General features: G+C 38.1%; 19 protein-coding genes. 17 read left to right on the top strand and 2 right to left on the bottom strand.

Annotated features, from left to right (window positions below):
* Positions 1-434: 434 nt before the first annotated feature.
* The 13 genes from BV455_RS01895 (at position 435) to BV455_RS01835 (ending at position 14417) form a co-directional block, all read left to right on the top strand.
* Positions 435-1202, top strand: coding sequence for a response regulator transcription factor (locus BV455_RS01895; RefSeq protein ID WP_218687688.1), 768 nt, complete (start codon positions 435-437; stop codon positions 1200-1202).
* Entirely contained in the window at positions 1199-2290 is a 1092-nt protein-coding gene (locus BV455_RS01890; RefSeq protein WP_218687687.1) for an XdhC family protein, read from the top strand. The genes BV455_RS01895 and BV455_RS01890 overlap by 4 nt, the downstream gene beginning before the upstream one ends.
* 21 nt (positions 2291-2311) lie before the next feature.
* Positions 2312-2920, top strand: coding sequence for a nucleotidyltransferase family protein (locus BV455_RS01885; protein WP_218687686.1), 609 nt, complete (start codon positions 2312-2314; stop codon positions 2918-2920).
* Complete coding sequence (locus BV455_RS01880) at positions 2917-5334, top strand: xanthine dehydrogenase family protein molybdopterin-binding subunit (protein ID WP_218687685.1); 2418 nt, start codon at positions 2917-2919, stop codon at positions 5332-5334. The genes BV455_RS01885 and BV455_RS01880 overlap by 4 nt, the downstream gene beginning before the upstream one ends.
* The gene (locus tag BV455_RS01875; protein ID WP_218687684.1) at positions 5331-5786 is read left to right on the top strand and encodes an SRPBCC family protein; all 456 of its coding nucleotides are present in this window, start codon (positions 5331-5333) and stop codon (positions 5784-5786) included. Before BV455_RS01880 ends, BV455_RS01875 begins: the two co-directional genes overlap by 4 nt.
* Before the next feature lie 28 nt (positions 5787-5814).
* A complete protein-coding gene (locus tag BV455_RS01870; RefSeq protein ID WP_218687683.1) occupies positions 5815-6702 on the top strand; it encodes an FAD binding domain-containing protein in 888 nt (295 codons plus the stop codon).
* Positions 6689-7183, top strand: coding sequence for a (2Fe-2S)-binding protein (locus tag BV455_RS01865; RefSeq protein ID WP_218687682.1), 495 nt, complete (start codon positions 6689-6691; stop codon positions 7181-7183). The genes BV455_RS01870 and BV455_RS01865 overlap by 14 nt, the downstream gene beginning before the upstream one ends.
* Positions 7146-8750 carry a class I adenylate-forming enzyme family protein gene (locus BV455_RS01860; RefSeq protein ID WP_342393773.1) on the top strand — a complete coding sequence of 535 codons (1605 nt, stop codon included), beginning with the start codon at positions 7146-7148 and terminating at the stop codon, positions 8748-8750. The genes BV455_RS01865 and BV455_RS01860 overlap by 38 nt, the downstream gene beginning before the upstream one ends.
* Positions 8751-8782: 32 nt before the next feature.
* Complete coding sequence (locus tag BV455_RS01855) at positions 8783-9574, top strand: enoyl-CoA hydratase/isomerase family protein (RefSeq protein WP_245005325.1); 792 nt, start codon at positions 8783-8785, stop codon at positions 9572-9574.
* 92 nt (positions 9575-9666) lie between these two features.
* Complete coding sequence (locus BV455_RS01850) at positions 9667-11016, top strand: MFS transporter (RefSeq protein WP_218687680.1); 1350 nt, start codon at positions 9667-9669, stop codon at positions 11014-11016.
* 404 nt (positions 11017-11420) lie between these two features.
* Positions 11421-11876, top strand: coding sequence for an OsmC family protein (locus tag BV455_RS01845; RefSeq protein ID WP_218687679.1), 456 nt, complete (start codon positions 11421-11423; stop codon positions 11874-11876).
* A gap of 605 nt (positions 11877-12481) precedes the next feature.
* Positions 12482-13456: a S8 family peptidase gene (locus tag BV455_RS01840; RefSeq protein ID WP_081163017.1), complete on the top strand. Its 975-nt coding sequence runs from the start codon at positions 12482-12484 to the stop codon at positions 13454-13456.
* 514 nt (positions 13457-13970) lie between these two features.
* Positions 13971-14417: a hypothetical protein gene (locus BV455_RS01835; RefSeq protein ID WP_223845299.1), complete on the top strand. Its 447-nt coding sequence runs from the start codon at positions 13971-13973 to the stop codon at positions 14415-14417.
* A gap of 287 nt (positions 14418-14704) precedes the next feature.
* On the opposite strand, the gene BV455_RS01830 is transcribed toward BV455_RS01835, so the two are convergent.
* Positions 14705-15487 carry a putative hydro-lyase gene (locus BV455_RS01830; RefSeq protein WP_218687678.1) on the bottom strand — a complete coding sequence of 261 codons (783 nt, stop codon included), beginning with the start codon at positions 15485-15487 and terminating at the stop codon, positions 14705-14707.
* A gap of 573 nt (positions 15488-16060) precedes the next feature.
* Here BV455_RS01830 and BV455_RS01825 point away from each other — a divergent pair.
* The 4 genes from BV455_RS01825 (at position 16061) to BV455_RS01810 (ending at position 19958) form a co-directional block, all read left to right on the top strand.
* Positions 16061-16723 (top strand): GntR family transcriptional regulator, encoded by a 663-nt coding sequence (locus tag BV455_RS01825; RefSeq protein ID WP_218687677.1) that lies wholly within the window; start codon positions 16061-16063, stop codon positions 16721-16723.
* A gap of 249 nt (positions 16724-16972) precedes the next feature.
* Complete coding sequence (locus tag BV455_RS01820; RefSeq protein WP_042411839.1) at positions 16973-17743, top strand: carbon-nitrogen family hydrolase; 771 nt, start codon at positions 16973-16975, stop codon at positions 17741-17743.
* A gap of 158 nt (positions 17744-17901) precedes the next feature.
* The gene (locus BV455_RS01815; RefSeq protein WP_042411840.1) at positions 17902-19200 is read left to right on the top strand and encodes an MFS transporter; all 1299 of its coding nucleotides are present in this window, start codon (positions 17902-17904) and stop codon (positions 19198-19200) included.
* Positions 19201-19283: 83 nt separating this feature from the next.
* The gene (locus tag BV455_RS01810) at positions 19284-19958 is read left to right on the top strand and encodes a DUF2848 family protein (protein WP_218687676.1); all 675 of its coding nucleotides are present in this window, start codon (positions 19284-19286) and stop codon (positions 19956-19958) included.
* 536 nt (positions 19959-20494) lie between these two features.
* Here the strand turns inward: BV455_RS01810 and BV455_RS01805 are convergent.
* The gene (locus BV455_RS01805) at positions 20495-21349 is read right to left on the bottom strand and encodes a LysR family transcriptional regulator (RefSeq protein ID WP_042411844.1); all 855 of its coding nucleotides are present in this window, start codon (positions 21347-21349) and stop codon (positions 20495-20497) included.
* Positions 21350-21355: the final 6 nt, after the last annotated feature.

Below are 21355 nucleotides of genomic sequence, written 5' to 3'. Positions count from 1 at the left end.
GATTACTCTTACCCTAAATAACCATTATAAATGATCAATTATCACATATTGATAAACAAGGAGGTAGCTATGGGACAGATCCGGGCTGCACGAGGAAATACCAGCCATTATATTACGTATTTATATACGGTGACTTACAGGATCTAATTCGTTCAGGGAAAAGCAGGAAAGAAGTAGAAATGTCAACTATATTTTAGAAAAACAGAGCGGTTGTTATTCCAATGAATGTATGGAATATATTGGTATGGTAAAAAGTCAAATCGAAATGTCATATAGGAGACTGACTGACCAGCATTTGTTGTCTATACTCAAATGCTGGTTTTATTTATTATTTGTAAGAAGATTTTAAAGATAAAAAATTAAAAGTAAAAAAATGAAATTTTAAAACAATTGAAAGATATTATTATCTATCATAATAACCAAGGAGGGTAGTAATGGCTGAAATATTAATTGTTGATGATGATAAATATGCAAGAAAGGAAATTAGAACATTCATCGAGGAAAGCAAATTTCATTTTCTCACTATTTACGAGGCAAATACAGCTCAAAGAGGCATGATCCTCCTGAAACAAAACCGTCCGAGCATGCTAATTTTGGATATCACATTACCGGATATGGATGGAATTAAATTCGGAAGATCAGCGTTACAATTGTATTCGGACTTGCCAGTTATTGTTGTGACGCAGTTGAAAATGTTTGAGTTTGTGCAGAAAGCAATTAATTCAGGTTTTTCTGCATATTTGCTGAAACCGCTTTCTAAAAACGAATTGTATGAAACACTTGAGCGGATTTTACCTAAGGGACTCAATCGAGAGATCAACCAAACTATCAATGGGAATAGTAAATTCTCTTCAGATTTAAAAAATCCGATTGAAAGTGCTATTCAGTTTATTCAGATGAACTATGGATACTCTCTTACACTAAAAGAGGTAGCAGATCAGGTATACTTAAGTCCATCCTATTTCAGCCGATTATTTAAAGAAGAAGTCGGTATGACGTTTGTGGAATATTTGACATTTGTTAGAGTACAGAAAGCGAAAAGTTTACTTCGATTTTCCAGTCTGCCGATTGAAATCATAGCTCATAATACGGGATTTTCTAATCCCGGCTACTTTGCGACCACCTTCAAAAAAATTGTGGGGAAAACGCCGAGTGAATATCGGGATCAATTCTATTTTCAGGAAAGGAGGGTGAAGTCATGATTGCTATAAAAAAAGAATTGGAACGTTGTAAAAAAGAAGGGCTTTCAGGTGTACTTGGAACAATCATTTCGACAGAAGGTTCTACTTATCAAAAAACAGGGGCAAAATGTTTTATTTCAGAAGACCGGAGGCTCACCGGGCTTTTAAGTGGCGGATGCGTTGAATCAGACATTATTGAACACGCCATGAAGGTTCTTGAGACTGGAAAACCGACAGTCGTCCATTACGATTTTTACGGAGATGATGACATCGTTTGGGGACTTGGGGTTGGTTGCAACGGAAAAATGAATATTTTTTTACAGCCATATCTTCCTGTCAAACAACCTGAAAAGGCAGCTATTATTGATCGGTACTTTTCGGACTCCCTTCAAAAAACGTTGCACACTGTCACCATTGTGAAAGCGAAAGACGAATCGCTTGAAGGGAAAATGTGGGTCATTGACGGTGCTTTCGGCAATAACAACCTACCCATCTCTCTACACGAGATTGCTGCCGATTATATGAGGAGAAAAAGAAATTTGAAAAATGGGGTGGTATATTTAGGCGGCGAACAAGATTTGTACGTATACTATGAATCAACAAGTCCACCGCCTCATCTTATCGTTTTCGGCGCAGGTCCCGATGCCATTCCACTTGTCAAAATGGCGAAAAATTTGAAGTGGCTAGTTACTGTGCTCGATTATCGCCCATCTTATTGCAATGAACAGAATTTTCCAGATGCCGATTTCATCCATGTATATCCTTCAGGTAGCGTACCAAACATTTCACTTTATGAAAACTCATATGTGGTCATTATGACACACAACTTCCTGCATGATAGAGAAATTTTAGAATCTATTTTGAATTCAGATGCTGCCTACATCGGGCTATTAGGACCGAGAAAAAGAACGGATAGATTGATTGCGACAAGCAACACCCTCATATCCAATGAAAATGTCCGTCGCATCCACAGTCCGATTGGACTTGATATCGGAGCCAAAACGCCGGAAGAAATCGCACTCAGTATTTTGGCTGAAATCATGATGGTGTATAGAGGGGGAACTGGAAAGAAGTTGTCGCAACTGTCATCTATGGCGCACTCTGTATGAAGGAGGTGCCAGTTTATTTAGATGAGAAAGAACATATGGGGAATTATCTTAGCCTCAGGTTTTTCAAAGCGCATGGGAAAACCAAAGCTGCTTCTTCCGTACAAGGGTAAACCTATTATCCGGCATGTGATTGATGAAAGTATGAAGTCGCGTTTAAGTGGTGTGGTTGTCGTAGTCAATCCCGATATTGCCGAGCTTAGAAATGAAGTTTCTAGGTCGTGCGTGAGCAAACTGGTTTTGAATGAACAAGCAGGACAAGGAATGTCAACATCGTTAAAAGCAGGGGTAATGAATTTGCCTTTCACGACTGATGCAGCCGTTGTGTTACTCGGTGACCAGCCGCTTGTCTCAGCGGATGATATAGATGCGGTAATTGGATGTTATGAATTGAATGAGGGGGCTCCCATTGTTCAAGCAAGCTATCAATCGAAAAGAGGGCATCCTGTTCTGTTTGATCGCTCTATGTTTCCATATATTTCTGTTTTAACAGGCGATGAAGGCGCGAGATCCGTTTTAAAAACGTTCTCGAATAAGATCTGTTTTGCAAGAATCAATAAACCATTTCCTGGTGATATCGATACACCAGAAGACTATGAGCAGCTTCTTCGGAAGGAGGTAAGTGAAAAGTGAGTAAAGTGATTGGCAAAGGCGTAACACGTGTAGAAGATAAAAGACTACTGACAGGGCAGGGAAAATACATCGATGATATCGGAACGCCGCCTAATACAGCTCATGTGGCTATTTTAAGAAGTCCATATCCTCATGCAAAGATCATCTCCATCGATTATTCTGAAGCATTAGAAATTCCAGGAGTAAAAGGTGTAGTCACAGGTAAGGATGTTCAACCTTTGTTAAATCCTTTCAGTGTTGGAGTAAGTGCGCCTGTCAAATACTATCCCATTGCTATTGATAAAGTGCGTTACGTTGGCGAGCCGGTAGCGGTTGTGGTGGCAAAAAACCGTTATATTGCGGAAGATGCTCTAGAAAAAATTAAGGTGAAATACGAAACGCTCGAACCGATTGTAGACATTGAGCGTGCACTCGAAGAAGGAGCGCCTATTTTACATGAAAATGTCGGTTCGAACATAGCCAATCACCGAACGTTTTACTACGGAGATGTTGATAAGGCATTTCAGCAAGCGGACAGAATCATAAAACACCGCTTTCATTTTCCAAAATATTCCGCGACACCAATTGAAACATACGGTATTATTGCGCAATATGAGGAAAGCGCGGATAGTTATACGGTTCATGCGAATTTCCACGGTCCGTTTGTTCTCCATTCGATTATGGCTGGTGCATTAAAAGTACCAAGTAACCGGTTGCGGATCATTATTCCGAAAGATATCGGTGGTAGCTATGGAATTAAAGCAGGTATATTCCCTTACATCGTACTTTGTTCTGTGGTCAGTCGTCTTGTAGGATGTCCGGTGAAATGGATAGAAGACCGGCAGGAACATTTGGCAGCCAGTTCAAGTTGCACAGATCGCGTGACGTATATTGAAGCAGCAGTGAAAGATGACGGAAAAGTGCTCGGCTTAAAAATGAAAATCATAGACAACGTCGGTGCGTATATCCGGGCGCCAGAACCTGCTTGTCTATATCGGAACCACGCAAACACAACAGGTGCCTATGACATTCCAAACTTAATGATCGATGCCTATGCAGTAATGACGAATAAATTGCCAACCGGTCTCATTCGAGGATACGGCGGACAGGAAACGTATTTTCCTCTTGAACGGATCATGCAAATGATTGCTGATGAATTAGAAATGGATCCAGCCGATGTGATTAGACGAAATTTAATTAAAAAAGAGCAGTTCCCTTATAAGACTGCATCTGGTGGAGTGTATGATAGCGGTGATTATGAAAAAGCGTTTGATCTTTTACTAAAAACTGGGAAATACGAAGAGTTTCGCAAAAAACAAGTGGAAGCGCGAAAGAAAGGAAAACTGTTTGGCGTTGGATTAGCGGTTATCGTTGAACCATCCGGTTCCAATATGGGATACATTACGATTGCACTGACTCCAGAAGAAAGGAAAGCAGGATTACCGAAATCAGGCTGTACAGAAGCAGCGACGATTTCGATCGATCCAATGGGAAATGTAAATGTCCGCATTAGTACAACTCCTACCGGTCAAGGACATGAAACTGTCGCAAGCCAAATCGTTTCAGAGATACTAGGCATTCCGCGTGACAAAATTAACGTTGTAGCTGAACTCGATACGGCCACAAGTGCATGGTCCATCGCATCTGGAAGTTATTCAAGCCGCTTTGCATCACTCGGATCGAGTGCCATTTACTACGCAGCGCAAAAAGTAAAGCACAAGCTCATTAAAATTGCAGCTCACTTATTACAGATTGATGAAGATGATTTAGCAATTGAAAATGGTCAAATTATTTCAAAAGCTGATCCGTCCAAATCAATATCTATTAAGCGAGTGGCTGGATCAGCACATTGGAATCCGCTTTCTTTGCCGAAAGGAATGGAGCCTGGTATTTATGAAACAGCCTATTATACAGCTCAGGCAGAGCCTCCAGATGATAATGACCTTATTAATTCGTCGATTACGTATGGTTTTGTAGCTGATTTGGTCACGGTGGAAATCGATCCAGAAACAGGTGAAATCCATATTCTTGATTATTACACTGTCCACGATGCCGGTAAATTGCTAAATCCGCTTATTGTCGATGGACAAATTTTAGGTGGTCTTGTGCATGGGCTTGGTGGTGCCATGTATGAAGAACTCGTCTACGATGACAAGGGTCAGTTTTTAACTGGATCATTTATGGATTACTTATGCCCTACAGCAACAGAAATACCAAGAGTGACTATCAAACATATTGAAACGCCTTCGCCGATTACACCACTTGGTGCGAAAGGTCTTGGAGAAGGAAACACAATGAGTGCGCCTGTTGCCATTGCTAACGCAGTAAACGATGCGTTGAAACCTTACGGCGTGATTATTGATTCATTACCTGTAACACCTAATAAGTTATGGAATCTTATTAATCAGTCAACAAAACAGGGGGAATTAACATGAACGGAAGCGGAAAAGTAGCATTGAATTCAGGAATCGAAAAAGCATGGGATGTGTTACTTGATCCAAAGGCATTAAAAAATTGCATTATGGGTTGTACGAAGCTGGAGTCTGTTGGAGAGAACAAATATGAAGCGGTGTTGTCTATCGGAATCGCTGCTGTTAAAGGAAAATATGAATCAACCATTGAAATTGCCGATATTCAAAAACCGAACCATTACAAGCTCATTGTAAAAGGGGAAGGAGGTCCTGGTAGTGTCGAAGCAACTGGGGTGGTGGACCTCGTGCCGATTGACGAAAATACAACGGAGTTGCAGTATACGTATGATGCTGAAGTTGGCGGTAAAGTGGCGATGGTCGGTCAAAGAATGTTAAACGGCGTTGCTAAGTTGATCATTCAGGATTTCTTTAAAAAATTTAATAAAGAACTAGCTAAAAGTGAACAATCCGTCTAAGTAGATGAGACAGAAAGGAGGGAGGTTCGTGAAACCGGCAAAATTTGACTATTATTGCCCGAAAACAGTAGATGAAGCACTTTCGCTTTTAGAAGAAATAGGATTTGATGGCAAAATAATTGCCGGAGGTCAAAGCCTTGTGCCGATTATGAATATGAGACTGTCAACACCTGAATACTTAATTGATATTAACCAGTTAAAAGATTTGCAATTTATCGAGTTTGATGGTAGCAAAATGAAAATTGGCGCGTTAACAAGGCAGACCGAAATTGAAATGTCAGATGCAGTTCGTAAACATCTAGGTCTTCTGAGTGAAGCTGTTCCTTATATAGGTCACGTTCAGACGAGAAATCGTGGAACATTTGGCGGAAGTCTTGTTCATGCTGATCCATCAGCTGAAATTCCTCTATCATTAATGGCGCTCGGTGGAACACTTCATATTGCTTCTAAAGATGAAGTGCGGGAAGTAAACGTGGAGGATTTTTTTGTCACTTATTTAACAACCGATATTATGCCGAATGAGCTGCTAGCGGAAATTCACATTCCAGTGCCAGAAGGAAGAGTGGGATATTCATTTCATGAAATTTCACGACGCCACGGTGACTTTGCTCTCGTTGCCGCTGCCTGTCAATTATCCATCGATAGTCAGGACCGTATTTCAAAAGTTAGATTGGTTTTGGGAGGCGTCGATGCGGTTCCATTGTTGATTGCAGAGGCAAGCGAGTTGATGGAAGAGGAGTATTTGTCTGCCTCGCTTCTAAATAAAATTGCCGATATTGTTGATGAAGTTGTAAATCCTGAATCAGATCTGCACGCAACCGCTGATTATAGAAGACACCTTGCGAAAAAATTGGCAGTGCGCACAGTAAAAACAGCCTACGAACGAGCAAGGGGTGAAAACAATGAGCGTTCATGAAATTGAAGTTACAATAAACGGAAAAAAATATCAAGAACAAGTCGAATCCAGGATGTTGCTAAGTGATTTTTTGCGAGAAACGTGCGGTCTCACTGGCACACATGTAGGCTGCGAGCATGGTGTGTGCGGTGCTTGCACTATTCACTTGAACGGTTCCGCTGTCAGGAGCTGTCTTATCTTTGCAGTACAGGTAGATGGACAGGAAATAACAACTGTGGAAGGCTTGACAAAAGATGGTGAACTGACACTGCTGCAAAGAAATTTCATTGAATGTCACGGTCTTCAGTGCGGTTTCTGTACACCGGGTATCTTAATGTCAACAACCGACTATCTGCAAAAAAATCCGAATCCAACATTTCAGGAAATTAAAGAAATGCTATCGGGACATTTATGCCGTTGCACAGGCTATGAAGGGATTATAAAGGCTATTCAAAAAACAATTGATGAAAGCAATCACCATTATGAAGCTGAAAGGAGATGATAGAATGAATCTTGTCACGCTGTTTGATTTCGCCGTCGAACGTTATCCAAACCGAGTCGCTGTTGTAGAAGGCGACAGAAGGTATACGTACAGACAGTTCCATAAGGAGGTGACGAAAGTAGCGGCATCGCTTCAAAAAATCGGTATTAAACAGCGTGACCGTGTAATGATTCTGTTGAAAAATCGCCTTGAAAATACGGTCATTTATTGGGCGCTTCAAAAAATCGGAGCCGTGTACACACCGATCAATTTTCGCCTGTCCGTGAAAGAAGTCGAGTACTGTGTAAACGATGCGGAGGCGACCGCTGTTGTATACGAAAGTGCCAGCCAGGAATCCGTTTTGAAAGCGAACTTTCAGCAAAGACCGATCCTGATTGGTGTTGGAGAAGTCGAAGGTGCCGATATTTATTATAATGAGCTCGTCGACCGAAGCCCTGGAAGTTTTGAAAAACCGATGATTAATGACGATGATGTGGCTCTTATGCTTTATACATCTGGAACAACCGGAAAACCGAAGGGGGTTCCGCGTACTCATAAAAACGAATACAGTGCAGCCCTTGCCCATATTATTCAAAACCAATATCAAGATGGTGAAAGTACATTGGGCACGATGCCACTCTATCATACGATGGGAATGCGCTCCCTTTTATCCATCATGTTTTTAAACGGTAAATACGTTATTTTGCCTGATTTCGACGCTAAAGAAGCGCTTGAATTATTGGAACGCGAAGAAATCACATCGCTTTATTTAGTGCCTACATTATATCATGACATTTTAAATCATGAGGAATTTCATAACTATGATTTGTCCAAGCTGAAGAAAATCGGCTATGCTGGTGCACCAATGACAACCGCTTTAGCGGAGAAGTGTGTTAAGATGCTGAAGCCAGAAGTTTTTGTTAACCATTATGGAAGCACAGAAATTTACACGTTTACAATCAATCCTAATGTTGCGGAAAAACCAGGATGTGCAGGTAAACCGGGATTACATCAAAATATCCGCATTGTTAAAGCTGACCCTAATGGTAATTCAACACCGGAAGATATTGTTGGAAAAGGGGAAATCGGTGAAATCATTGTCAATATTGAATCTCCTGAAAGCTTCAAAGGTTATTGGAATAGACCAGATGCTACAAAAAAAGCGATTAGGGATGGCTGGTATTTTACAGGAGACCTCGGCATGTTAGATGAGGATGGAGATTTATATGTTGTTGGACGTGTAGACGATATGATCATTTCCGGCGGAGAAAATATTCATCCTATTGAAGTGGAAAATGTTTTATCAAAACATCCGAAAGTACATGAAGTGGCTGTCATCGGTGAAGAAGATGAGCGTTGGGGGCAAATTGTAGCCGCTTATGTTGTGCCAAAAGATCCATCGCTCACATGCCAGGAACTAGACCATTATTGCAAGAACAATACCACACTTTCCAATTTTAAACGTCCGAGAAAATATGTATTTATTAAAGAAATACCAAAAAGCCCTGTTGGGAAGATTCTCCGTCGTAATCTAAGAAATGGAGAATTCGAACTTTATATAAATGAAAATGAGAAAATAGTTTATTAAAATAGAATACTAATATTCAGAAAGGAGAACTAATGATGGAAGCAGTAAAACAATATGATCATATTCGCGTGGAAAAAAATCGTGAGAGAAAGACGGCTACTATTGTTTTTGACCGTCCAGAAAAAATGAACTATATCAGTATGCTCGCGCGATCCCAATTTTCGCAAATTTTTGATGAGTTAAACAAAGATGATGATGTTCGTGTCATCATCATTAAAGGAGAAGGTACTCAGGCATTTAGTGCCGGAGGAAATATTCCAGAATTTATGGAAGTACATCCAGAAGAACTCTCACATCTTGCTGTAAATGTTGCAGCGCCGGAGCGTTCTCCAAAGCCGGTGATTGCCCAACTACAAGGTTATACATTTGGAGTTGGTCTTGAAATTGCGATGGCTTGTGATTTCCGTATCGCGGCTGATGATACACTCCTAGCGCTGCCAGAGATGAATCTTGGTATGATTCCTGGAAGTGGCGGAACACAGAGGGTAGCAAAAATAGCTGGATTAACCCGCGCGAAAGACATGATTATGAGAGCAAGAAGAATACCAGCTGATGATGCATATCAATGGGGGCTTATCACGAAAGTAGTTCCAAAAGCAGATCTTGAAAATGAAGTCAATGCGCTTGCAGATGAACTTATGAAGTTTTCGCCACTTGCGCTAAAAGTATGTAAACAAGTACTGAATGCAGCCTATGAAACACCTCTTAGCGCAGGTCTTGAAATTGAAGGAAAAGCATATGGTTTACTCCGTACAACAGAGGACTTCAGGGAAGGTGTAGCGGCATTCGTGGAAAAAAGAAAACCGAACTTTCAAGGTAAATAAACCGAAAACTTCAGGGAGTGGAAATCGCTCCACTTCCTGAAGTGATTATTATCTGAAAATTAATAAAATATAAACAAGAAAGGTGGGTCAGCATGAGTGTAAATACGGAGACAACTGTTCAGCAAGCTTCTTCGTTCAAAGGACAGACGGCAGTATCGATTAGTAGAAAACAGATGGTAGCGGCAGTTATGGCTTCCTTGTTGGGATGGTCGTTAGATTTGTATGATCTATTTATTCTGCTCTATGTTGCTCCTGAATTAGGGAAGCTGTTTTTCCCGACAGATAAGCCCACGCTCTCATTGGCCGCTGTGTATGCTTCCTTTGCCGTTACACTATTTATGCGTCCGCTCGGATCAGCACTTTTTGGTTCCTATGCCGATCGCAACGGAAGGAAACGGGCAATGGTTGTGGCCGTGTCGGGTGTAGGGATTTCTACTGCACTGTTTGGAGCACTGCCAACGGTAGCTCAAATTGGTGCCGCTGCAGCGATCATATTTATTGTTCTCCGTTTAATCCAAGGTGTATTTGTCGGAGGAGTCGTTGCTTCCACTCATACGATTGGTACGGAATCCGCACCGGAGAAATGGAGAGGTTTGATGTCCGGTCTTGTCGGCGGGGGCGGTGCTGCTCTTGGTGCATTGCTGGCTTCCATTGTATATTTTGTTCTATCCAATATTTTTCACGGACCGGAATTCAGCGAGTGGGGATGGCGCTTCATGTTCTTTACCGGCATATTATGCTCTGTGCTGGGGCTGTTTGTATTTAAAAAGCTTGAGGAGTCTCCTCTGTGGTTACAGCACAAGGAGGCACAAGAAACGAACACGGAAAACCAGCAGTCTCCAGTAAAAATGGTATTCACGAAATACTTGTCGGTTTTATTGATTAATTTAATGATTGTGATCGGCGGTGGATCAGCATATTACCTAACCTGCGGGTATCTGCCTACCTTTTTAAAAGTAATCAATAATATCCCGCAGACAGTATCCTCTATGATTCTTATGGTAAGCAGTATTTCTGCCATGATCGCTTCTGTTGTTCTCGGTCATTTGAGCACCATTATTGGTAGAAAGAAAACGTTCATTTTACTAGGTATCGTGAATCTGATTGCTCTCCCGTACCTGTATACAGAACTGGCAGCCGCCCAAGATCTAACACTGATTACACTCTATGCAATGGGACTGGCGTTTTTAGGGAATGGTTCATATGCTCCCGTACTGGTCTTTTTAAATGAACGTTTCCCAACGGCTATTCGTTCGACGGGTACCGGGCTGTCCTGGAATATGGGTTTTGCCGTAGGTGGGATGATGCCAACTTTCGTAACGATGGTCAGCAGCCAAACGTCGGATATTCCATTATCCTTGATGTATTTCTCGATTGCTCTCTTCCTCTTGTATTTGTTTGGAAGCTTCATCATTCCGGAAACAAAAGGTAATTTTAAATAGAAAGCCAAACGACTCACTCCAATAAGATTAGACAACAGATTTACCTTTCCCAAATTTGCAACTAAATGATAACGTTTTCAAAATATGACACAGAACTTTGTTAAGGCCAAGAAGCTCTGACGCTGCGTTTGTCAAGTACTTGTACCAAGGTCAGATTTGTATCGCAACCAATCGTTTTCTTGTCAATCGAAATGGAATCTCTGGTTCGGTCGCGGCGATTTTTCTCATAGACAATGAAAAAGGAGCGATTCGAATCGCAAACGACTGTGATTTCAGCTTAAGCGGAGCTGTATATTTGAAAAACAGGGCAATGTGAATTTGAAAGTTTTTCTTTACACTCTACGGTTATTTTTTTATAATTTTATTAATTCCGATAAATTTACTTAACTAAAGGGGGGAAGGACATGGCTCAAGCTTCTACATTAGTGAAAGTCTCTGCTAAAGGTAAATGGGAATCGGGCGTCAAAACCAATATTTCTATACGAAATTTTCCTACTTTTTCTATGGATGAACCAGCAGAATTAGGAGGGGTTGATGCAGCGCCAACTCCGCTGGAATATGTAGTTGCAGCACTGTGCGGTTGTAATGGAGTGATGATTCCATTAGTTGCCAAAGAATTGGGCTTTACTTTCTCGGGAATTGAGTTTGAAGCGACAGGAATTATTGATACCCGAGGGCTAATGGGGGAAGAAGGCGTTCGCACGCATTTCCAAAAAGTTCGTTTCCAAGTAAATATACAAACCGAAGAAAGTGAAGAGAGAATCGAGCAACTGAAAAATGAAGTGGAGAGAAGATGTCCCGTGTTCAATCTTTTGCATGATGCTGGGGTTAAAGTGGATACAAAATGGAGCAAGAAATAAATACGATCATCTAAAAACAGGTCAATTGTGGAATCTTAAAATGAATAGAGCGAGAAAAAGGGGTGGTCCTTGCCATCCCTTTGTTTTTTCGTGCGCTCAGCTTAGGGATGCTGTTTGATGTATTATAGACACAGCAATGGGAAAGTGTAGGGAAGGAGGTTTTCAGGGAATTAGCCGCTGTGCCGGCGATGATTGATTTTTAACCTTGCGACATTGTCAAGATTGATAATCAGCAACATTTATTTATTGGAAAAAATAGGTCATATGACATAGATAAAGTTTTAAACGTAAAACTTGTTTACTTGGGAGAATACCTGATCGACATGATCCAATCAAAGAAAAGATAACTGATAGACTGAAAAATTTGATGACATTTTCGTTTGGATTACGGAGGAAGAATTTTCATTCCATAGTTTATATATTTTTCTAAAATATGTAAATTTATATAACTTTTGGTTTATAAATCAAATCGCCAAAAAACCATACTAAAGAATCTATTTTGTGGGACATGTTTATGATAAAATTTACAGAAAGTTCAGATTGTTCATTTGGTTTTTGGTGGAGTTGTACCTGTTTTAGCCATTTCATTTTTAGGAGGGATTAGTATGGAAAATACTGTTCGTTTGATTCCGTTTAAGATTGAAGAAAAGCTTGATAATGTAAAGGAAATCCCTGAAGGCGTCAATATGGTACAAGCACCTGAGATTTGGAAAGAAGGTATAAAAGGCAAAGACGTTGTGATTGCTGTCATTGATACTGGATGTGATAAAAATCATCCTGATTTAAAAGATAGAATTATTGGCGGTAGAAACTTCACCACAGATGATAACGGTGATGTTGATAATTATTCAGATTATAACGGTCACGGAACACATGTGGCTGGAACGATCGCCGCAACAGAAAATGGACAAGGTGTAGTCGGTGTTGCCCCTGAAGCAAAACTATTAATTTTAAAAGTGTTGGTAAATGATCCAAACAATCCGGAGTTAGCAACTGGTAAATATGAATGGATTGTGAATGCAATTAACTACGCTGTAGATCAAAAAGTAGATATTATCTCCATGTCATTAGGTGGTCCTTCCGATGTGCCGGAATTACACCAAGCTGTGAAAAGAGCTGTTGAAAACAATATTTTAGTAGTATGTGCTGCAGGGAATGAAGGAGACGGAAATGAAAGAACGGAAGAGCTTTCCTATCCAGCAGCCTACAATGAAGTTATTTCAGTTGGAGCCGTCAGCCTCGATGGCCAAATATCTCGATTTACCAATTCCAATAAGGAAATTGATGTTGTAGCACCAGGGGAAAAAATTCTTTCCACCATTCCGGGCGGAAAATTCGCCGTTTTTAGTGGTACATCGATGGCAACTCCTCATGTTTCGGGAGCTTTGGCTTTAATCAAGCAATTATCTGAAAAAGAATTTGGACGAAAGCTTACAGAACCTGAACTCTATGCTCAATTAATCAAACGTACAATGCCGCTAGGCTTTTCAAAAGCATTGGAAGGAAACGGGCTCGTTTACTTAACGGCACCGAATCTTTTAGGTAAATATGATAAAAAACCACAAGTCTCAAGCATATAAAACATTTGAATGAACTATGATATCCACATAAAGAAGAGTGTTGCTGTAAGTAAGATGAAAGTAATGACAACAACTTTTTCATCTGTTAAACCTCCTTCCTTTGTTTGAAAAGGAAGGAATTTTTTTGTGAAGGCAGGTAGAAGGGCGCGGAACGAAGTGGAGCATACGAAGTATCAAGCGATTCGTTGACAGTTTACGGGAAGCCCAATAACTTAGCAAGTCTTAAAAACTGTGCTCTTTAGGCTTAGTTAGCCGATTTTCCCCAAGCCGAAGAGCACAATCCCTTTATGCGCCTAACAAACAAAAAATTATAATGGGGGGATGCAAAGAAGGAGCAGAGGTAAAAGAATAAAACGCATTTTTTCATGCAACGGCCTAAAAATGCGCCAAGCCAAACTTCTACCCAATGTAACTGACCTGAAAAAAGGGGAGAAAAATGCTCCTAAAGTCCGTTTCCATTTTTATGAAAACGAGTATATTTAAGGGTATAAAATAACTTGGAGAAAGGGGTTATATGATGAAAAAGGTATTCCTCTTTTCCTTTATCGTTTTGTTCTCCTTCTTAATGAATTTCCATTCTGATGTTTATGCTGTAACCCTTAAAGACAAAAGTACCATTATTTTTGATGGTGCTCCTGATGGTAAAGTCTATACAACTAGAAAAGTATGGGTTCCTAAAGGTGGGTATCTAGGGGTATATGGCCATAATAACAATTCTGATCTAGGACATACTTGGTTATATTTTAGAGTTTATAGAGATGACGGAACAGACGTTACTGATCAATTTTGGCGAGAAGATCCTGATTGGGGTTATTTTCTCAATGAAGAAGAAATAGTAAATAAACGAGTTGGTCCAATTAAAGAAGGACATAGTTATTATATCTGGGCACAATGTGAATTTAGATGGGCTCCAATTGGAACGGGTTGCGACGGGACTTTCACTATTAGTAGTTGGTATTAAGGAATTTGGTGCAAATTATCATACTAATTTGCATCTGTTGTTAGATTGTTAGTGAAAAAGAAAACGGCACATTGGTAGCATCAGTTGACGATAATAAAACTATGGTAAACTATTCGTTATAATTGTATTATACGCAATTTAAACTCATCCCCCTTGAAACATCAAGGGGGATGAGTTCGTTCTATCTTTGAGGAGTTTGGATGTTACAACAATGCCGCAGAACATTTTTCTGCGGCATTTTTTACACGTAATGATGTCAAGGCCGATCAATTTTATGTTACTGATTGTTATAGGATTGCAAAGAACTCATCTTTTAAATCTGATACAAACATATGTCCTGGTGCATGAGTAATCATAAATTTACAATTACTCTCGATTGCTACGGCTTGTGGCGTCACTCCACAAGCCCAAAATACAGGTACTTCTCCTTCTTTAATAGTAACAGGATCTCCAAAATCTGGTTTATCTAAATTGTATATGCCAATATCTTCTGGTCTTCCTATATGAACTGGCGCACCATGTACAGCCGGAAACCAAGATGTGATTTGAACAGATTTAATTGCATCTTTTGGAGTCATTGGTCTCATACTTACTACCATATTTCCATGAAAGCGTCCTGCAGGAACACAAGGAATGTTTGTTTTATACATAGGTACATTTCTTTGTTCTTCAATATGTCGTATACTTATTCCATGCTTTATTAGAGCATTTTCAAATGTAAAACTACAACCAATAAGAAATGCTACAAAATCGTCTCGCCATATATCAACTATATCTGTTACTTCCTTTATAAATCTCCCGTTTTGATAAATTCTGTACTTTGGTAAATCGGTACGGATATCTGCATGAGAAGCAATGGTTTTTAGTATAGGGTCTCCTACATCTGTAACCTCTAGTAGCGGGCAGGGTTTTGGATTACGTTGGCAAAATAACAAAAAATCAAAAGCGTCTTCTTTTGGAAGTATAACAAGATTTGCTTGTGTATATCCCGGAGCTATTCCAGAAGTTGGTTTATCCCACTTTTTTTGTTTTACCATTTCACGAAATTCTTTTGGAGTAAGTTCTTTCATTTCGCCCCACCTTTATCCTGTTATTGATTAATTAATCCATGTATCCGTGATTTAAGTTATATCATGATGTCTAAGTAAATTATTAACATTAGCAATAACGAATAAAATCGTAGCTGGCTACATCATACATCGTTCCCATACTACTTTACGGAAAATTCAAAAATATTTTACCACTTCATGATGTTCAAGTCATCTCATATGCTTGTTAATAAATGATATAACTATCCATCAGGCAGATTCTGTTGATCGGAGGAAAAAGACCGTTTTAGCTATTTTGCAAAAAACTGTTTGTATAAAGTATAATGACTAATCGTCGTTGTGATTCCCATTCTTCTGTAAAATACCTTCCAACCAGGAATAAGAAAAGTGGCTTCCTCAGAAGTTGACCAGGGGCTGATCGGAATTTGAAGAAATTCAACAATCTGACCTTTGAGTAAAACAGGATATAAAATATTTCGAAAATTATAAATCATCAATTGATTAATGCATCCTGTATTATGTATAATGTATACATAGTACACCATTTAATATAACCCTATATTCTCTTTTATAACGGTAAAGGATGATGAAGTAATGGGGCGTATTAAATTAGAGCCAATTAAAGAAAAAACTACACAAGAAATGGTTTATAGACAAATTATGGAAGCTATATTAAATGGTGATATTGGCGATGAAGAAATTTTTACAGAAGTTCAATTGGCAGAATTATTAAATACATCAAGAACCCCTGTAAGAGGGGCTGTACAAAATTTAGTCAAAGAAGGGCTGCTTGTACCTATCCCTCGAAAGGGATTGACTATAAGAAAAATAACACCTGATGAACAAGAGGAAATCTTTATATTAAGAAGTGCAATTGAAGTGGAAGTAATCAAAAAACTGATAGAAATCAACCCTTCTCCAACCAAACTTCAGTTACTTAAAAACATTGTTCAGGAACAAAAAAAAGCCATGGAAAACGATGATAATATTAGATTCATTGATTTAGACCAAGAATTTCATCTTTCATTAGCAAGATTGGCCAACTATAAACTAATGGAACAAGTTTTAAATAATCTTCATAATCTTACTCAATTGATGGGCTTAAAGGCAGTCAGTCGAAAAGGAAGAATGAAGGATGTATTAATGGAACACAATCAAATTATTAAAGCAATAGAGGATAGAGATTCAGGACTAGCATCAAAATTTATTTTGGATCATCTACGTAAAACTAAAGAAACATTAAAATTATGTAGGTAGTAATTGAAAAGGGGATTCCTTTCAGATTATGGATTAAATCATGCTACTCAAAATTTTAGTTAATGGGAAAACATAAAAAATTAGATGCACAGATTTATGTGTTTATTGGAGGAATCCATCTTCATGTGAGTGTTTTTTAAGCAAAAAGGAAAGCCCTAACTATGTTTTTATGTACAAAGTAAAAACGATTGTAACTGATGAAAAACATTACCGAATATGAAACTATTACTGGAATTGGGGGATTTTTAAATGAAAGTAGCATCTATTCAAGTTGAAATTAAAGATGGAGAAACGAAAGAAGAGAGAATTATCCGAGTAGGCCAGAAATTAGATGAGCTTGAGGGTTATGATCTGATTATTCTTCCTGAAATTTGGGCAACAGGTTATTTTTCATTTGACAATTATATTAAAGAAGCTGAAACAATCAATGGCTCTTTCGTGCAGTTTTTTTCCGAAAAAGCAAGAAAACTAGGTGCATATGTACATGCTGGGAGTTTTGTTGAGAAGGAAGGGAGCAAATATTATAACACAAGTGTTTTATTTAACAGAGAAGGGAAGCTTATTGGTAAAAGTCGGAAAATTCACTTATTTCGCTATGGTTCGGCAGAAGGAGAAATATTAACACCCGGGGAAAAACCAATTGTGGTTCAAACAGAATTCGGAAAAGTTGGACTTTCAACTTGTTATGATTTGCGTTTTCCTGAATTATATCGTTCACAAGTAGACCAAGGAGCGAAAATTTTTCTTGTCACATCTGCTTGGCCGCATCAGAGATTAGAGCATTGGAAAATACTTAATGTAGTTCGAGCGCTTGAAAATCAATGTTTCTTGATTTCTAGCAATTGTGTAGGAACGACAAGGAATGTCCTCATGGGTGGTCATAGTCAAGTTGTTGATCCTTGGGGTACAGTGATTGCTTCTGCAGGTGAATTTGAAACTATAGTTAAAACTGAAATCAATCTTGATCAGATTGATTATATACGCGAGATGTTCCCACAACTAAAACATCGAGTATTATAACATCATTTCACATAAAAATAAGATTTTTGCAACTCATGAAATCTTCTTACATAAATGGAGGTGACAAATATGGAATTAGAAAAATGGATAAGTCAATCAAAGAGCTAAGATTTTAATAACGATTTTTTCAATACGTAAATGTGATTGGGGGAACATTGATGATTAAAGTTACTGATAGGACAGTCCAAATTGATCACAAGAAGCAACAAAAAATTGCTGGTATTTCTAGTGTATTAGGATCAACTATAGAATGGTATGATTTTTTCCTTTACGGAACAATGGCTGCAATTATATTTCCACAGCTATTTTTCTCTCAACAAGATCCATATGTTGCTACTTTATTAACTTTTTCAACTTATGCCATCGGTTATCTTGCAAGACCGTTAGGAGCAATTTTATTTGGGCATTTTGGAGATAAAATTGGCAGAAAAATTTCCCTAATAGCAACATTATTAATAATGGGAACAGTGACAGTTCTTATAGGATTATTACCAGGATATGAAAAAATAGGTTTGCTTTCCCCTATTTTACTTACACTATTAAGATTTATACAAGGATTTGCTATTGGAGGGGAATGGCCAGGGTCTGTTCTTGTTTCAATGGAGTGGGGAACTAATAAAAATAGAGGTTTTATGGCCACTTTGCCTCAAATTGGCGTGCCTCTTGGCTTAATATTAGGAACTGCAGTAACATCCCTTTTTATTTCGATTTCTGGCGATAATTTTCAAACATGGGGTTGGAGAGTACCGTTTATTCTTAGCATAGTTTTAGTACTTGTAGGATTATTGATTAGATTTAATTTATTGGAAACTCCTTCGTTCCAAAAGGTCCTTGATGAAAAAAAGTTGCCAAAACTTCCTGTTGTTTCGATATTTAAATATTATCCTAAACAAGTGTTATCCGCAGTTTTTTCAAATGTTAGCAGCGATATTGCTTTTGGAGTATTTGCATTTTATACTACGACTTACGGAATTACATATTTAGGTCTAAATAAATCCATTTTCGTTAATGCAACACTTGTGGGTGCAATTATAGCAGTGTTTACAATCTTTTTAACTGGATATATTAGCGATAAGATAAGCCCTAAAAAAATACTCGGATTTGGTAATATACTACTTATTCTATGGGCTTTACCATATTTCTATTTGCTAAATACCAAAAATACAGGATTAATTTTCCTGGCTGTTATTATTGCATTAGTCATTCACGCTACCATGTGGGCGCCATTGGCTCCAGTTATTGCTTCTAGTTTTCCTGCACATCTTAGATATAGTGGCTCAGCTATTAGTTTTATGTTAAGAAGCATGATTGGAGGTGGATTTGCTCCATTAATTTCTACCTATCTTCTTAATAAGTTTCATAGTGGTTACGCGATTAGTGTTTATATTATTTTAGCAGCAGTAATATCATTATTTGCACTAAGATATGTGGATATTAAATATCAAAAGGAAGATTAGTAATATTAGCAATTCATTTCTATAAATTTTGATGAATAAAAAATATGTGAATGATATTTAGGCATAAAGAAAGGAAAAGTCCTATGAGGCATAATGAATATACAGTAAAGATAGGTTCAGAATTAAAAACCTTGATTATTAATACTTGCTATTGTATTGGATATTCGGGGAGAAACAAAGAGCATATATTAAGTCATATAAAGGAACTAATGGCTTTAGGTGTACCTGAACCAAAAGAGATTCCTGAACTTTATCCAATGAGAAAAAGTAGCATCACCCAAGAATCCGTGATTGATGTACTAGGAGATCAAACAACAGGAGAAGTAGAAATTGTATTGATTTTTGGGGAATCAGAAGATGAAATTTATGTTACAGTAGGAAGTGACCATACGGATAGAGCATTGGAGACAGTAGATATTCATAAATCCAAATTAGTATGTGATAAACCATTTGCAACAACAGTGTGGTCTTTGCAAGATGTCATCGATCACTGGGACGATTTAGAATTAGTTTCTTATATTAAAGAAGGAAATGATTGGGAGCTATATCAAAAAAGTTCAGTTAAGTCAATACTTCCAGTTAGTGAAATTATTCGCTTTTTAAAAAATAAAAATGTAATACTTAGAAATTGTATTGTTTTCTGTGGAACAGTCCCATTAATAAATGGTTTTAAGTACGCAAATAGTTATCTTATGAAGATTATTGATCCTGTCCTAGAGAATACCATTTCATTTCAATATCAGACGAATAAATTATAAATACCTCAATTGAAAAGTGTTGTCATGATGTAGGGAAGTACCATATTAAATAATCGTGCCTTTTATATTTTCTATAATGAGAGTGATTTGCTTTTTTGAATTTTTTAGTAAGTATGGGTTTTTCTAAGATCGTAAACTCTTTTCATCCCGTGCTTTTTAAAAATTAGAGTCTCCTTTCAGTTAGGAAAGGAGACTCTTAGACTGTTGGCAAAATAAAATTTTGTTCCAATGGGAAAATGGCGCTTGCAATGCTGGAATATACACCATTTCCGAGTAATCTAGATTGTGGGCACAATGATGCCAAGAAACACAGGAGGGGTTGTCATCATCAGCGATGCAGAGATCTATATGCATCACATACACGTCCCTCCACTACAACGAAATGAAACCAGTATTGGGCAGCGAGAAGCGTATCCCCACTGTCCTATATTACATAGGTTTAAGAAATAAAGTTAGAAAGCGTGTCGAAAAATATTTTTTTAACACCTCTGAAACGGTTACAACCGTTGATATATCAACATTTATAAAGGGAGGTATTAATTAAAAAATAAGGTAAATAACAATTTTCCGATATCTGGATTTCGTGCAATAAGTGAGATCTGTCTCTTTACGTTGAAATCTGCAATTGGAAGAACCTTAATAATTGATCGATCTATATTATGGGTAAAAATTTCTGGAAGAATAGATATGCCTAAATTTGCTGAGATAAACCCTATAATACTTTGACCAAAGTCAATTTCAGAAGCAATATTCAGTTGAGAATGATGAAGTCTATATGCTTCTTCTATTAACATGCGAACATCGCATGAAGAAGGGAGAACAACAAGGGGTTCATTTTTGAAATCCTTAAAATAAATTATATCTTCATGCTTAGCCAGTGGGTGGAGATGATTGACAAACAAATAAAAAGGTTCTTTAAAAAGTGGTTTAGACCAGTATGAATGTTGAATTTCTCGATCATCTAATAGTGCAGCATCGATGTCTCCGGAATGTAGGTTATTTAAAATATCATAAAAGCCATAAGAAATTTTAACACTCACTTCCCGGTTATGCTCCTTAGCAGTAGCTAATTTATATGGGAGATAAAAGCTGGCAATACTTGGCCACGTTCCAATTTTAATTTCTGATGTTTCTTGTGTAGATAGGATCTTTCTCTGTATAGAGCGAATTTTATGTAAAACAGGTTCAATTTCTCTAAATAATATATCCCCAGCTTCTGTTAATTCTACTCCTTTTGCAGAACGTGTAAATAAAGTGGCTCCCAGATCTTCTTCTAATTTTCTAATTTGTTTGCTTAATGCTGGCTGTGTCATATGAAGTTGCTCACTAGCTTTTGTTAAGCTTTTTGTCTTCGCTGTTACCAAGAAAGCCTCTAGCCATTCTGTTCTCATTTTTAT

The sequence above is a fragment of the Parageobacillus caldoxylosilyticus genome (assembly GCF_019272935.1).
Classification (GTDB): domain Bacteria; phylum Bacillota; class Bacilli; order Bacillales; family Anoxybacillaceae; genus Saccharococcus; species Saccharococcus caldoxylosilyticus.
Note: the sequence above shows the minus strand (reverse complement) of the source record. Positions and strands in the feature narration are given on the sequence as shown.

What these genes read in the sequence shown, in the direction of transcription:
- BV455_RS01885 (WP_218687686.1), top strand. Translation starts at nt 2,312, where the DNA reads ATGAGAAAGAACATATGGGGAATTATCTTAGCCTCAGGTTTTTCAAAG.
- BV455_RS01860 (WP_342393773.1), top strand. Translation starts at nt 7,146, where the DNA reads ATGAAAGCAATCACCATTATGAAGCTGAAAGGAGATGATAGAATGAAT.
- BV455_RS01875 (WP_218687684.1), top strand. Translation starts at nt 5,331, where the DNA reads ATGAACGGAAGCGGAAAAGTAGCATTGAATTCAGGAATCGAAAAAGCA.
- BV455_RS01810 (WP_218687676.1), top strand. Translation starts at nt 19,284, where the DNA reads ATGAGGCATAATGAATATACAGTAAAGATAGGTTCAGAATTAAAAACC.
- BV455_RS01845 (WP_218687679.1), top strand. Translation starts at nt 11,421, where the DNA reads ATGGCTCAAGCTTCTACATTAGTGAAAGTCTCTGCTAAAGGTAAATGG.
- BV455_RS01830 (WP_218687678.1), bottom strand. Translation starts at nt 15,487, where the DNA reads ATGAAAGAACTTACTCCAAAAGAATTTCGTGAAATGGTAAAACAAAAA.
- BV455_RS01835 (WP_223845299.1), top strand. Translation starts at nt 13,971, where the DNA reads ATGATGAAAAAGGTATTCCTCTTTTCCTTTATCGTTTTGTTCTCCTTC.
- BV455_RS01840 (WP_081163017.1), top strand. Translation starts at nt 12,482, where the DNA reads ATGGAAAATACTGTTCGTTTGATTCCGTTTAAGATTGAAGAAAAGCTT.
- BV455_RS01895 (WP_218687688.1), top strand. Translation starts at nt 435, where the DNA reads ATGGCTGAAATATTAATTGTTGATGATGATAAATATGCAAGAAAGGAA.
- BV455_RS01825 (WP_218687677.1), top strand. Translation starts at nt 16,061, where the DNA reads ATGGGGCGTATTAAATTAGAGCCAATTAAAGAAAAAACTACACAAGAA.
- BV455_RS01815 (WP_042411840.1), top strand. Translation starts at nt 17,902, where the DNA reads ATGATTAAAGTTACTGATAGGACAGTCCAAATTGATCACAAGAAGCAA.
- BV455_RS01850 (WP_218687680.1), top strand. Translation starts at nt 9,667, where the DNA reads ATGAGTGTAAATACGGAGACAACTGTTCAGCAAGCTTCTTCGTTCAAA.
- BV455_RS01805 (WP_042411844.1), bottom strand. Translation starts at nt 21,349, where the DNA reads ATGAGAACAGAATGGCTAGAGGCTTTCTTGGTAACAGCGAAGACAAAA.
- BV455_RS01820 (WP_042411839.1), top strand. Translation starts at nt 16,973, where the DNA reads ATGAAAGTAGCATCTATTCAAGTTGAAATTAAAGATGGAGAAACGAAA.
- BV455_RS01855 (WP_245005325.1), top strand. Translation starts at nt 8,783, where the DNA reads ATGATGGAAGCAGTAAAACAATATGATCATATTCGCGTGGAAAAAAAT.
- BV455_RS01865 (WP_218687682.1), top strand. Translation starts at nt 6,689, where the DNA reads ATGAGCGTTCATGAAATTGAAGTTACAATAAACGGAAAAAAATATCAA.
- BV455_RS01890 (WP_218687687.1), top strand. Translation starts at nt 1,199, where the DNA reads ATGATTGCTATAAAAAAAGAATTGGAACGTTGTAAAAAAGAAGGGCTT.